16 protein-coding genes are annotated in these 11,937 nt (G+C 69.9%); 6 read left to right on the top strand and 10 right to left on the bottom strand.

Annotated elements, in window-relative coordinates:
• Positions 1-36: 36 nt before the first annotated feature.
• The 5 genes from NW198_RS08250 to rnd form a co-directional block, all read right to left on the bottom strand.
• The gene (locus NW198_RS08250; protein ID WP_258340737.1) at positions 37-381 is read right to left on the bottom strand and encodes a histidine triad nucleotide-binding protein; all 345 of its coding nucleotides are present in this window, start codon (positions 379-381) and stop codon (positions 37-39) included.
• A 19-nt stretch (positions 382-400) separates the two neighbouring features.
• A complete protein-coding gene (gene xseB / locus NW198_RS08245; RefSeq protein ID WP_087315218.1) occupies positions 401-673 on the bottom strand; it encodes an exodeoxyribonuclease VII small subunit in 273 nt (90 codons plus the stop codon).
• Between the two features lie 28 nt (positions 674-701).
• Positions 702-2,048 carry an exodeoxyribonuclease VII large subunit gene (gene xseA / locus NW198_RS08240; RefSeq protein WP_258340736.1) on the bottom strand — a complete coding sequence of 449 codons (1,347 nt, stop codon included), beginning with the start codon at positions 2,046-2,048 and terminating at the stop codon, positions 702-704.
• Positions 2,048-2,758, bottom strand: coding sequence for a zinc metallopeptidase (locus NW198_RS08235; RefSeq protein ID WP_087315222.1), 711 nt, complete (start codon positions 2,756-2,758; stop codon positions 2,048-2,050). Before NW198_RS08235 ends, xseA begins: the two co-directional genes overlap by 1 nt.
• A gap of 94 nt (positions 2,759-2,852) precedes the next feature.
• On the bottom strand, positions 2,853-3,983 hold the full coding sequence (rnd, locus tag NW198_RS08230) for a ribonuclease D (protein ID WP_258340735.1): 1,131 nt from the start codon (positions 3,981-3,983) through the stop codon (positions 2,853-2,855).
• A 105-nt stretch (positions 3,984-4,088) separates the two neighbouring features.
• Between rnd and NW198_RS08225 the strand changes: the two genes are divergently transcribed.
• On the top strand, positions 4,089-5,060 hold the full coding sequence (locus NW198_RS08225) for a diacylglycerol kinase family protein (RefSeq protein WP_258340734.1): 972 nt from the start codon (positions 4,089-4,091) through the stop codon (positions 5,058-5,060).
• A gap of 21 nt (positions 5,061-5,081) precedes the next feature.
• On the opposite strand, the gene NW198_RS08220 is transcribed toward NW198_RS08225, so the two are convergent.
• Genes NW198_RS08220 through NW198_RS08210 form a run of 3 tightly spaced genes read right to left on the bottom strand, consistent with a single transcriptional unit; the run spans position 5,082 to position 7,152 of the window.
• Positions 5,082-5,393, bottom strand: a complete 312-nt coding sequence (locus NW198_RS08220) for an AzlD domain-containing protein (protein WP_258340733.1) — start codon at positions 5,391-5,393, stop codon at positions 5,082-5,084.
• Positions 5,390-6,094 (bottom strand): AzlC family ABC transporter permease, encoded by a 705-nt coding sequence (locus NW198_RS08215; RefSeq protein WP_258340732.1) that lies wholly within the window; start codon positions 6,092-6,094, stop codon positions 5,390-5,392. Before NW198_RS08215 ends, NW198_RS08220 begins: the two co-directional genes overlap by 4 nt.
• Positions 6,091-7,152 carry a Gfo/Idh/MocA family protein gene (locus tag NW198_RS08210; RefSeq protein WP_258340731.1) on the bottom strand — a complete coding sequence of 354 codons (1,062 nt, stop codon included), beginning with the start codon at positions 7,150-7,152 and terminating at the stop codon, positions 6,091-6,093. Before NW198_RS08210 ends, NW198_RS08215 begins: the two co-directional genes overlap by 4 nt.
• Before the next feature lie 168 nt (positions 7,153-7,320).
• Between NW198_RS08210 and NW198_RS08205 the strand changes: the two genes are divergently transcribed.
• The 5 genes from NW198_RS08205 to NW198_RS08185 are packed head-to-tail and all read left to right on the top strand — an operon-like array spanning position 7,321 to position 10,309.
• The gene (locus tag NW198_RS08205; RefSeq protein WP_258340730.1) at positions 7,321-8,055 is read left to right on the top strand and encodes an acyl-[acyl-carrier-protein] thioesterase; all 735 of its coding nucleotides are present in this window, start codon (positions 7,321-7,323) and stop codon (positions 8,053-8,055) included.
• Positions 8,052-8,471, top strand: a complete 420-nt coding sequence (locus NW198_RS08200; protein WP_087315232.1) for a (deoxy)nucleoside triphosphate pyrophosphohydrolase — start codon at positions 8,052-8,054, stop codon at positions 8,469-8,471. Before NW198_RS08205 ends, NW198_RS08200 begins: the two co-directional genes overlap by 4 nt.
• A gap of 60 nt (positions 8,472-8,531) precedes the next feature.
• Complete coding sequence (locus NW198_RS08195) at positions 8,532-8,888, top strand: hypothetical protein (protein ID WP_258340729.1); 357 nt, start codon at positions 8,532-8,534, stop codon at positions 8,886-8,888.
• Positions 8,889-8,909: 21 nt separating this feature from the next.
• Positions 8,910-9,758 carry a thymidylate synthase gene (gene thyA, locus NW198_RS08190; protein WP_258340728.1) on the top strand — a complete coding sequence of 283 codons (849 nt, stop codon included), beginning with the start codon at positions 8,910-8,912 and terminating at the stop codon, positions 9,756-9,758.
• An 8-nt stretch (positions 9,759-9,766) separates the two neighbouring features.
• On the top strand, positions 9,767-10,309 hold the full coding sequence (locus NW198_RS08185) for a dihydrofolate reductase (protein ID WP_258340727.1): 543 nt from the start codon (positions 9,767-9,769) through the stop codon (positions 10,307-10,309).
• A gap of 18 nt (positions 10,310-10,327) precedes the next feature.
• On the opposite strand, the gene NW198_RS08180 is transcribed toward NW198_RS08185, so the two are convergent.
• Together NW198_RS08180 and NW198_RS08175 are read right to left on the bottom strand one after the other, a co-directional pair.
• The gene (locus tag NW198_RS08180) at positions 10,328-11,017 is read right to left on the bottom strand and encodes a hypothetical protein (protein ID WP_258340725.1); all 690 of its coding nucleotides are present in this window, start codon (positions 11,015-11,017) and stop codon (positions 10,328-10,330) included.
• A gap of 143 nt (positions 11,018-11,160) precedes the next feature.
• Positions 11,161-11,934, bottom strand: a complete 774-nt coding sequence (locus NW198_RS08175; protein WP_258340724.1) for an aminoglycoside phosphotransferase family protein — start codon at positions 11,932-11,934, stop codon at positions 11,161-11,163.
• Positions 11,935-11,937 lie beyond the last annotated feature (3 nt).

Genomic DNA, 11,937 nt, shown 5'->3' with positions numbered 1-11,937 from the left:
CGGGCGCGCCGAGGGACTGTGCCGGGGAACAAATCGTTAAGCGGGCAGCAGGCCCTCGCCGAGACCGCGCCCGCCGAGCACGTGCATGTGAAGGTGCATGACGGTCTGGCCGGCGGCCGCGCCCGTGTTCATGATGCAGCGGAAGCCCGACTCGGCGACGCCGCATTTCTTGGCCACCGCCTTGACCGCGCGCTCCATCGAGAGCAGCGTCTCTGCGGGGACGTCGTCGACGAAGTTGTCATGGTGGGCCTTGGGCACCACGAGCACGTGGACGGGCGCCTGGGGGTTGAGGTCGTTGAAGGCGACGACGTTCTCGTCCTCGTAGAGAAACTCGCTCGGGATCTCGCCGTTGGCGATCTTGCAGAAGATGCAGTCGGACATGCGCGCTCCTTTCGGTTGGCTACTCGTCAATATACGCCGTGCTCGGCGCCGATGAGGTGTCGGTGGTCGAGGCGTTCTCGTCGGTGGCGTCGAGAAGGACGCGGACCTTCTGCTCGGCGCCCGAGAGGCGCTCGCGCAGGCTCTTGAGCAGCTCGACGCCACGCGCGTAGAGCGTGAGCGAGTCCTCGAGCTCGAGGTCGCCGGACTCGAGCTGACGCACGATCTGCTCGAGCTCGATCGAGGCCTCCTTAAAGGTCATCTCGTCGATGGGGCGGTAGGTCTCGTCTGCCATGGTGTCTCTGCCTTTCCGGGCGTGGGCCCTATCCGTTGTTGACGGCGCGAACCGTCGCGTCAAAAGATCCGGTGCCGAGAAGGACGCGCACCTCGTCGCCGCAGGTAAGCTCGGAGGAGTCCTTGACGACGTGGCCCGCGGCGTCCCGGGCGATCGCGTAGCCGCGCGCGAGGACCGCGAGCGGCGAGAGCGCGTCGAGCGAGGCCGCGAGGCGCGCCAGCGTGGCCTCCGCGGGGCGGAGCAGCCGCGGGGCGGCGTCGCGCAGGCGCGCGGCGAGAAGCTCCGCGGACTCGCCTCGATGAGCGAGGGCGCGCGGGATGGCGTCATGGAGGCGCTGCTCGGTCTGGAGCAGGTCGGCGCGGCGCGCCTCGATGGGCGCGAGCGGGTCCTGGAGGCAGCGCCGCGCGGCGAGGGCGTCGAGCGCGACGCGACGGCGCGAGAGGGAGGCGCCCATGTGGCCCGAGAGCAGCGTTCCGAGCGCCTCCACGCGCTGGGAGCGCACGGCGAGCGCGGCCGACATCGCCCGCCCGAGGCGGACCTGGCGCTGGAGCATCTGGCGCTCCACCTCGTCGATGGCGGGCGCGACGGACTCGGCGGCGGCCGTGGGCGTCGAGGCGCGACGGTCGGAGACCATGTCGGCGATCGTGGTGTCCGGCTCGTGGCCGATGCCGGTCACCACGGGGACGGGGCAGGCGGCGATGGCGCGCGCGAGGGTCTCGTCGTTGAAGCACATGAGGTCCTCGAACGACCCTCCCCCGCGGACGAGCAGGATCGCGTCCGGGCGGGCCGCCGCGGCGCGCGCGAGCGCCAGCACGATGGTGGCGGGGGCGTCCGCGCCCTGGACGGAGCATCCCACGACGTCGATTTCGACCAGCGGGTTCCTGCGAGCGAGGGTGCGCTTGACGTCCTCGATGACGCTGCCGGAGAGCGAGGTCACGACGCAGACGCGCGAGCAGAACGCCGGGACGTGGCGCTTGCGCGCGGGGTCCATGAGGCCCTCGGCCTCGAGGCGGCGGGCGAGCTCGGCCACCTGCTGGCGCAGGAGCCCCTCGCCGGCGACCTCCACCCTGCTCGCGACGAAGGAGAGCTTGCCGGAGGCCTTGTAGACGTCGAACTTGCCCGTGAGCTGGACCTCGAGGCCGTCGCGGAGCTCAAAGCCCATCTTGGCCGCGGTGCCGCGCCACACAATGACGCTCATGGCCGCTCCGTCGTCCTTCACCTCGAAGTAGCAGTGCCCGGAGCGCGCGTTGGGCCCGCGGAAGCCCGAGACCTCGCCCGTGACCACGAGCGTGGGCCAGGCCGAGACGGCGCCCTTGGCGAGCGCCACGGCGTCGGATACGGAGAGCGGGGCCTGCTCCTGGCGCGCCTCCCCCATCACTGGTCCCCTCCCCCTCGGCCGCCGTAGCGGCTGAGCAGGTAGAGCAGCTGCATGATCGAGGTGAGCGCGGCGGCCACGTAGGTGAGCGCCGCGGCGGTGAGCACGGAGCGAGCGCCCCGCTCGTCCATCCCGGACCCGTTGGCGGAGAGGTAGGCCACCGCGCGGCGGGAGGCGTCGATCTCGACGGGGAGCGTCACGAGCTGGAAGACCACGGCCACGGCGAAGAGCACGATCGCCAGGCGCACGAGGCCGGCGAGGTTGAGCAGGATGCCGGCGAGCAGGACGAGCACCCAGCCCTGCTGCGCGATGTTGACGGCGGGCACGAGCGCGGTGCGGAGGCGATACAGCCCAAAGCCGCGGGCCGCCTGGATGGCGTGGCCCGCCTCGTGGCAGGCGACGGCCACGGAGGCGACCGAGGCGCCGTGGTAGTTGTCGTCCGAGAGGTGCAGGCGGTTGTCCCGCGGGTCGTAGTGGTCGGTCAGCGAGCCCGCGACGCGCGTGATGCCCACGCCCTCGGCGCCGCCCTCCGCGAGCATGCGCCGCGCGACGTCGGCGCCGGTCCCGGGTACGTTGGCGGGCACCCGCGCCCACTTGGCGTAGGTGCTCCTGATGTAGGCCTGCGCCGCGCCGCCTATCACGAGCGCGACGAGCGCGACCAGGAGGTACTCCATGTCCATCCCGTAGCCAAACCCATAGTACAGAGGCATATCGTCTCCAATCGAAGTGGATGGGAACATTCTACCCACCCGACCGGACAACAATTACCCGCGCCTTACGTGCGCGGGACGGGAGGCGAGGCGCCTACAGAAGCTCGATCTTCCCGGCCTTGACGGTGAGCCCGACCTCGCCGCTCAGCAGCCGGTCGAGCGTCTCACCGGCGAGCTCCCAGCGCCAGTCGCGGGAGAGCGGCGAGCGCCTGCGGTCCTGGAGGAAGTCGAGGAGGTCGTCTCGGGTGGCGATGAGCTGCGTGGCGACGCCGCTCCTCTCGGAGACGAGGCGCAGCACCGCGTACATGAGGTCGATGACGCCCTCGGTCTCGGCCGACGGGCGGACGTGCTTGGTGACGCGGGGGCACTCCTCCGCGGGGCAGGCCACGCCGCGGGCCACCGCGTCGATCAGGCCGCGGGCGTCCCGGTCGGAGAGCTGCTCGGTGCCGCGGATGCGGCGCAGACGGTCGAGCGAGCCGGGCATGCGCTTGCACACCTCGACCACGACCTCGTCGGAGACGACCCACTTGCGCGGCACGTCGCGTTCGGCGGCGACGCCCTCGCGCCAGGCGCACACCTCGCGCGCGACGGCGAGCTGCCGGCGCGTGAGCGAGCCGGAGCGGCGGAGCCTCAGAAACGCCTCCGAGGGGTCGCGCCTGATCTTGGCGGGGTCGCAGAGCGCGTCCATCTCGGGGCTCACCCAGCCGAGGCGGTCCAGACGGGCGAGCTCGGCGACCATGCGCTCGTAGATGCCCGGGAGATAGCGTACGTCGTCCTCGGCGTACTCCAGCTGCTCGGCGTCGAGCGGCCTGCGCGACCAGTCGGTGAGCGACTCGGCCTTGGGCAGGCGCACGCCGCAGTAGGACTCCACGAGCGAGCCGTAGCTCACCTGCTGGCGAAGCCCCAAAAACGCGGCGGCGAGCTGCGTGTCGAAGACCGGGGCGCAGACGCAGCCCATGCCGTCGAGCAGGACCTCGAGGTCCTGGCCGCAGGCGTGCAGGACCTTGGTCACCGTCGGGTCCTCGAAGATGCGCGCCAGCGGCGAGAGGTCCTCGATGAGGATGGGGTCGACGGCGGCCGTCAGGCCGCCAGCGCCCACCTGCACCAGGCAGAGCTTGGGAAAGTAGGTCCGCTCCCTGAGAAACTCCGTGTCCACGGCGACGATCTTCTCGCCGGCGATCTTCTGACAAAAGTCCTCGAGCTGGTCTTGTGTGGAGAGGTACAAGGGCGCTCGTCCCTTCGCGCGGTTTGGCTAAACTTGTTCGAGTCGGCATGCCGACCGACCCATAATGACACAAACCGGCCCTCGGGGCCCAACGGGAGGAACGTCGTGCGCACGCTCGTCATCCACAACCCAAAGTCCGGCTTTGGCTCGGACGCCATCTTCCAGTTCATGCGGGCGCTCGTGCACCCCGGGGATGAGTGCGTGCTCAGGATGCTCGCGCCGGACTTCACCGCGCAGGAGGCCTGCGCCGAGGTCGACGGCTTCGACACCATCGTCCTCTCTGGCGGCGACGGCACCGTCTCCACGCTCATGCACGCCCTGAGGGGCAGGGACACGCCGATCTGTGTCTTCCCCTCGGGCACGGCTAACCTGCTCTGCGCCAACATCGGCAACGCCCCCGAGCCCGCCGCGCTCGCGCGCGCCTGCCGCGTGGGCAAGACCGCGACGATCGACCTCGGCGAGATCGGCTGGGAGGACGAGACGGGCGAGCGACGCGCGCGCGGCTTCGCGCTCATGTCCGGGACGGGCTTCGACGCGCAGATCATGCAGGCGGCCCTCCCCAACAAGGCGATCATGGGCCAGGCCGCCTACTTCGCCGCCGCGCTCGCCAACCTCAGGCCGAGCGTCGAGCACTTCACCATCACCGTCGACGGGAAGGCCTACGAGCGCGACGGCATCACCTGCCTCGTCGCCAACAACGCGATGATCCAGGGGGACATCCAGCTCGTCCCCGACTGCCGCATGGACGACGGCCTGCTCAACGTGATCGTGGTCGAGACCGAGGGCGCCGCGCAGCTGCTGAAGCCCCTCGCCTTTGGCCTGGTGGACCCCACCGGCAAGGCGATCGGGCGCCCGCACATCGAGAGCTTCTCGGGGCGGGAGATCACGGTGGAGTCCACGCGGCCGGTCCCGCTCGAGGTCGACGGCGAGGTCGTCGCCGAAGCCGTGAGCTCCTACACCGCGCGGGTCCTGCCCGCGTCGGCGCGCCTGGTCGTGGACGCCATGAGCCCCTACGGCTCGGCGGACGACGGCTCCTCGCGCTTCGGCGAGTCGAGCGTCATCGCCTACCCAAAGTAACGCCGGCCGCGAGGGCCCGGGTCACGCCGCCAGGCAAAGAAGCGCGTAGGCGCCCATGCCCACGAGGGCGCACCAGATGAGCGACCCCGTCCTTCTCGCCACCACCAAGACGGCGAGCGCGGAGAGAAGCGCCGGGACGTTGGGGGCCGTCGCCGGGTCGAAGAGGTCGTTAGCGACGAGCGCAGCGAAGGCCGCCGCCGGGATCAGCCCGAGCGCCTCGCTCACGCGCGGAGAAAGCTCGCGCCCGCCGAGGGCCAGAAGCGGCACGCACCGGCAGGCGAGAATGACCGCGAGCACGCAGACGTAGAAGACGAGAAAGTCGCTCGAGCTCATCTGTCCTCTCCCCTCCCGCGTCCCGGCGATCCCGCCACGAGCCCGGCCGCGACGCCGGCGACGGCGCCCAGCAGAACAGAGAGCGAGCCCGCCCCGAGCAGCTTGAGCGCCACCACGGAGGCGGCCGAGGTCGCGGCCACGACGAGCGTCACACGCGACCAGCGCTGTCCCGCGAGCAGGCAGATGAAGATCGCCGTCATCGCGAAGGACATGATGTCCGCGGGGATGGCGAGCGCCGGCCCCACGAGGGCGCCGAGCGCGTTGGCGGACGCCCAGGAGAGCATGCTCGCGACGTTGACGACGGTGGCTCGCGTCGGCGACCACGCGCCGGCGGCGAAGCGCTCCATGTTGACGCCGAAGCTCTCGTCGGTGACCGTCGCCGCGAAGAGGGCCGCGAGCGGGCGCGGGGCCTCCCGGACGTAGGGCGAGAGCGCGGCGGAGTAGAGCAGCTGGCGCGTGCTCACGAGCGCGACGCTCGCGACCATCGAGGCGACGGGCGTCCCGGCGAGCGCGAGCGAGGCCATCATGAACTGCCCCGCGCCCGAGTAGAAAGTCGCGGAGAGCAGAAACGCGACAGCCGGCGAGAGCCCGACCTCGGCGGCCATGACGCCGCACGGGATGCCGATGGCCACGTAGCCCATCATCACGGGAAGCGCCGCCGAGACGCCGGCGGAGATGTCTGCCTTGGTGGGTGCGCTCACGCGAGGTCCGCCGGGAAGCGCACCCCCGCCTGGGCGCGGATCTGGTCCATGACGCGCAGCGACCCGAGCGTCACGCGCTCGAAGCGCTCGCGGCGCTCGAGGGCGTCGGCGTCGCCGTGCACGGCGGCGACGAAGTCGGCGATCTCGCAGACCATGTCCTTCTCGGGAACGCTGGTCTCGACGGGCTCGAGCCTGGACTCGCCCATGCGGAAGACCTGCCCCCCGCCCTCGGGAACGTGCAGGCGGACGTTGACCGGGCAGGAGATAGCGTCCCACACGACGGTGCCGCGCTCGCCCTCGACCTGCGAGCCCAGGACGTCGTCGCTCGTCTTGCCAAAGGAGAGGCTCACGACCTTGTCGCCGTAGCCGAGAAGGGCCTCACCCGCGAGGTCGATCGTCGAGAGCGGGTCGTCCTCCGCGGTCCCGGGGACCCTCGTGGTCACCGAGACCGAGCGGACCACGTCGGGCTCGCCGAAGAGCGCGACGGCGGGCTCCACGCAGTAGACGCCGATGTCCATGAGCGCGCCGCCCGCGAGGGCGGGGTCGAAGATGTTGATGCGCTCGCCGGCGAGCAGCCGCCCCATGCGGGAGGTCACCTTGGAGAAGCGCATCGTGGCCTTGCGGACCTGGCCGAGGTCCTCCGCCACGATCTTCTCGATCTGTGCGAAGCTCGGCACGTGAAGGCTGCGCACGGCCTCCATCGCGACGACGCCCGCCGCGTAGGCCGCCTCGAAGACGCCGCGCGCCTCGCGCTCGTTGGCGGCGAACGCCTTCTCCACCAGGACGTGCTTGCCGCCGGCGACCATCGCGAGCGCCTGGGCCGCGTGGGCGCCGTTGGGGCTCGCCACGTAGACGGCGTCGACCTCGTCGCAGGCGGCGAGGCTCGCGAGGTCGTCGAAGAACAGCCGTGCCCCGAAGCGCGCCCCGAACTCGCGGGCGCGCTCGAGGTCGCGCGAGTAGCAGGCGACGAGCTCGGCCCCCGGGGCCTCGGCGAGCGCCGCGCAGAACTGCTCGCAGATGCCGCTCGTGCCGATGGTCGCAAACCTCACCGTATCCACAGGTGCCCCTTTCACCGAACGCCTCGCGACGAAGTTGACAATATAACCTGACGTCAGTGTCAAGTTGACAATGTAACCTGACGCCAGTGTCAAGCGTCGACAACGGATTCTACACCCCGCGCGCCCGCGCCGAACTGCTAAGGTGTAGTGGAGAAGCGAAGGGGAAACATGTACTCATTCGAGGGACGGATACGCTACAGCGAGTGCGACGAGGCCGGGAGGCTCTCGCTCTTCTCGCTGATGAACTACCTGCAAGACTGCTCGACCTTCCAGTCGGACGAGATGGGCATGGGGCTCGACGGCCTCACGGGCCGCGGTCTTGCCTGGGTGCTCGCCAACTGGCGCATCGAGGTCGACCGGCTCCCCGCCTTTGGGGAGCGCATCCGCGTCTCCACGTGGTGCTACGAGCTCACCCGGGCCCACGCACTCAGGAACTTCCAGCTGGAGGCGGGCGGCGAGCGCATCGTGCGGGCCAACACGCAGTGGTTCGTCTACGACTCCGTCCGCGGAAGGGCCACGCGCGTCCCCGAGGACCAGCGCGTCTACCTCTCCGACGAGCCCCCCATCGAGATGGCCCCGCTCGCGCGACGCATCGTGCCCGCGGGCGAGGGCGAGCGCGCGCCCGAGATCGTCGTCGCCCGGCGCGACCTCGACACCAACCATCACGTCAACAACGCGCGCTACGTCGCCTTCGCGCTCGAGGCGCTCGAGGCCCGCGGCGCCCAGGCGCCCGCGTGCCCGCTCACCCTGCAGGTCCAGTACCGCACGATGGCGTTTCTCGGGGACAAGATCGTGCCGGTCGTGCACCCCTGCGAGGGCGGCTGGGACGTCGAACTCAGGCACGGCGCCGACGGGGCCACCTCCGCGCTCGTCAGAATCCAAGGTCGAAAGGAGCTCGCATGAGCGTTCGCGTGGGAGCCGGCATCATCCATCGTGGCGGCAAGGTGCTGGCGGCAAGGAGGGCGGGCGGCCCGCAGGAGGGCCTCTGGGAGCTCCCGGGAGGCAAGGTTGAGCCGGGCGAGGGCTCGGCGGACGCCCTGCGCCGCGAGATCCGCGAGGAGCTCGGCTGCGAGCTCGGGGTCTCGTGGCTCTACGACACCGTCGAGCACGACTATCCGGACTTTCACCTCACGATGGACTGCTACGTCTGCGCGCTCGCGCCCGGAGCCGAGCCCACGCCCGCCGAGGGCGTACACTCGGAGCTGCGCTGGCTCGGCCGAGACGAGCTGCTCGACGTCGAGTGGCTGCCCGCCGACCGCGCGCTGATGGCCGGCCTCACCTACTATTGGGACGAGGTCTTCAGCGACCAGATGCTCTAGGGACGCCTCAGGCGCCCGCACGCCAGGCGCGCCAAAGGCGCGACGCAACCCGGAGGGAACATGGACCAGGCACAGGAAGCCACCGAGAAGGACGCGCGCGAGGCCGCCGACGTCATCGAGACCGCAAGCGCCACGACGAGCCCGGACAACGCCAGCGGCCCCGGGGCGTACGTGCTCTTCGCCATCGTGGCGCTGCTCTTGCTGGGGCTCGTCTCGGGCCTCTCGAGCTGCGCGGGAGCCCTCGCCGACGTCGCGTACCGCGACGGCAGGTACGGCGGCACCTCATGGGTGCTCGAGACCGACTCCTCGCCCTACGGCCTCACAGAAGACGACATCCTCCCCTACCTGCTCGACGAGCTGGGCTACGACGCCCACCACGACCGCGACTTTCACAGCCAGTGGCTCCCCACGCTCTAGGACGAGCCCGAAAGGATACCCATGAGCAAGGCTGACGAACTCTTCATCTCGATGTGCTCCGACATCATCGAGCACGGCACCACGACCGAGGGCCAGAAGGTCCGCCCGCGCTGGGAGGACGGCACGCCCGCCTACACCATCAAGCGCTTTGGCGTGTGCAACCGCTACGACCTTCGCGAGGAGTTCCCGGCGCTCACGCTGCGCAGGACCGCCCTCAAGTCCGCCATGGACGAGGTACTCTGGATCTACCAGCGAAAGTCCAACAACATCCACGACCTCAACTCGCACATCTGGGACGAGTGGGCCGACGAGACGGGCTCGATCGGCAAGGCCTACGGATACCAGGTGGGCGTCAAGAGCCACTATCCCGACGGCGACTACGACCAGATGGACCGCGTCCTCAAGGACCTGCGCGAGAACCCCTACTCCCGCCGCATCATGACCAACCTCTACACCTTCGCCGACCTCAGCGAGATGAACCTCTACCCCTGCGCCTACAACGCCATCTACAACGTGACGCAGGAGGCGGGCGACGACCGCCCGACCCTCAACATGGTCCTCGTCCAGCGCAGCCAGGACGTGCTCGCGGCCAACAACTGGAACGTCTGCCAGTACGCGATCCTGCTCATGATGGTCGCGCAGGTCTCGGACATGAACGCCGGCGAGCTCGTGCACATGATCGCCGACGCCCACATCTACGACCGCCACGTCGACGTCGTGCGCGAGCTCATCTCCAGGCCCACCCATCCGGCCCCGCGCGTTCGCCTGAACCCCGAGGTCAGGGACTTCTACGACTTCACCACCGACGACCTGATCGTCGAGGGCTACGAGCACGGGCCGCAGGTGACCAACATCCCCATCGCCGTCTAGGAGGACCCATGAACGCCATCGTTTCCGTCACGCAGGACTGGGGCATCGGCTTCGACGGCCAGCTGCTCGTCCGCAACCGCGCGGACATGCGCCGCTTCGTCGAGCTCACGATGGGCGGGACCGTCATCATGGGACGGCGGACGCTCGAGAGCTTCCCTGGCGGCCCCCTCAAGGGCCGCCGCAACATCGTCGTCTCCGGGCGGCTCGACTACGACCCGGAGGGCGTCGAGGTCGCGAGCTCGCCCGAGGCCGCGCTCGCGCTCGTGGGGGACGAGGATCCCGATGGCGTGTGGCTCATCGGCGGGGCGTCGATCTACGAGGCGCTGCTCCCCCGCTGCGAGCGCGCCTACGTGACCGTGAACGCCTGCGAGGCGCAGGCGGACGCGTGGTTCCCCAACCTCGACGCCAGCGAGTCCTGGGTCGTCGAGTCCCGCGAGCCCGGGGGCGTGACCGAGGAGGGCGTGGGATTCGAGTACGTCACGTACCTTCGCGTCGCGGGCGATGAGGCCCCGCGCAAGCCCTTCCTCGGCTCGCTGCGCGCGCGGCGTTAGGCGAGGACCCGCCGCCAGCTAGGCCGCGGGCTGCTCGGCCGCGGCCTCGGTGCCCTCGACGGGCGTCGCGAGGCCGGAGATGACGTTGGAGCCGCCGTACAGGGCCGAGAAGAACGCCTCGTTGCCAGAGACCTGCGCGGCCCAGGAGCCGTCCTCGCCCTTGGCGCACGGGACGTCCACCGTTGTGGTGACCGGCGACTCGTTGGCGTCGAGGTGCGCGTAGACGCGCTGCACGAGATAGGCGAACAGCGCCGCCTTCCCTCCCTGGGCATAGGTGTCCTGCGACTCCTGCGTGGCCGAGAAGGACGTGAAGTCCGCACCGGCGGCGTTGACGGCCGAGGTCAGGCTCGCGTTGGTGACGGTGACGCTCACCGAGCCCGCGTCGCCCTCGACCGAGGCCTCCCCCACCTCGTAGGAGAAGTTGGCGAAGCAGTGGCGGTGCCACTCGTCGGCGCTCACCCCGTACTTCTGGAGCAGCTCCATCGTTGCCGCGTCGCCGAAGTCGGCGGCGGGCCAGGCGCTGTCCTCGGGCTCCACGCCCTCCTCGTCTGCGACGGGGACGACGTAGCTCTCGAGCAGCTCGCTCACGGCGTCGGTCGCGCGCTCCGCGTCCGAGCGAAAGACCCCGAGTGCAAACGCGGCGCCGAGGGCGGCGACGATCACGACCGCCGCCACGAGCCCGATGATCACAGGACGCTTGTCACGCATGTTCTTCTCCCCCGTCGTGTTTCTCGCCTAACAGCTTAGCCCAAGCGCCGTCCCGCGCAACCTCCACGAAGTCGTCTCCACCACATGAAAAGGGCCCGCCAGCCAAAGCTGACGGGCCCTGTGAGCTTGCGCGAGCGCCGGCGCTAGTCGATGTCGAGCGCGGCGTCGACCTGGCTGCGGAGGAACTCCTCGGCGTCCTTGCGGCCGCGGGAGAGCTCGGCGGCGGCCATGACGGGCACCCAGTAGTGCACCTTCTGCTTGGCGATGTCGGCCTTCTTGGAGAAGACGTCAAGGTAGGACTCGGCGTGGCCGGGGTGATACATCTTGAAGAGGATGTAGGTCATAGCCGCGTCGGCCTCGGGGAGGCCGCGGGTGACGTGGGTCCAGTCGCAGGCGTAGAGCGTGCCGTCCTCGGCCACGATGACGTTGGAGGGGTTGTAGTCGCAGTGGCAGATGGCACGGCCGGGGGCCATGCGGTCGGCGCGCATCTGGAGGTCGTAACGCACGGACGGGTCGAGCTCCTTGACCTTGCCCACCATGCCGGCGATCTTGGTCTTCTGGTCCTTCATGAGGTCGGACGCGGGGGTGTTCTGGATCTCCAGCTGGAAGTCCACGAACTGCTCGAGGAGCTTGTCGTACTCGGGCGTGCCCTCGGCGGCGTCCATGAGCGAGCGCATGGTGACGCCCTGGACGTACTCGGTGGCCAGGGCCCAAGAGCCGTCGGCGACCTGGGAGACCTCGAGAACCTTGGGGACGCGCACGCCGGCCTCGACGACGCGGGCGATGTTCAGGGCCTCGTTGAAGACGTCAGAGGCCGGCTTCTCGGCCTTGAAGACCTTCACGATGCGGTCGCCATCGACGTAGACGGCCTTGTTGTGGCGCTCGACGATGACCTGCTTGCTGTCAGAAAGTTCCATTGC

It is taken from the genome of Thermophilibacter sp. ET337 (genome assembly GCF_024733715.1).
Taxonomy (GTDB): domain Bacteria; phylum Actinomycetota; class Coriobacteriia; order Coriobacteriales; family Atopobiaceae; genus Thermophilibacter.
The sequence above is the reverse complement of the archived record's forward strand: the minus strand, read 5'-3'. Positions and strand labels throughout refer to the sequence as shown.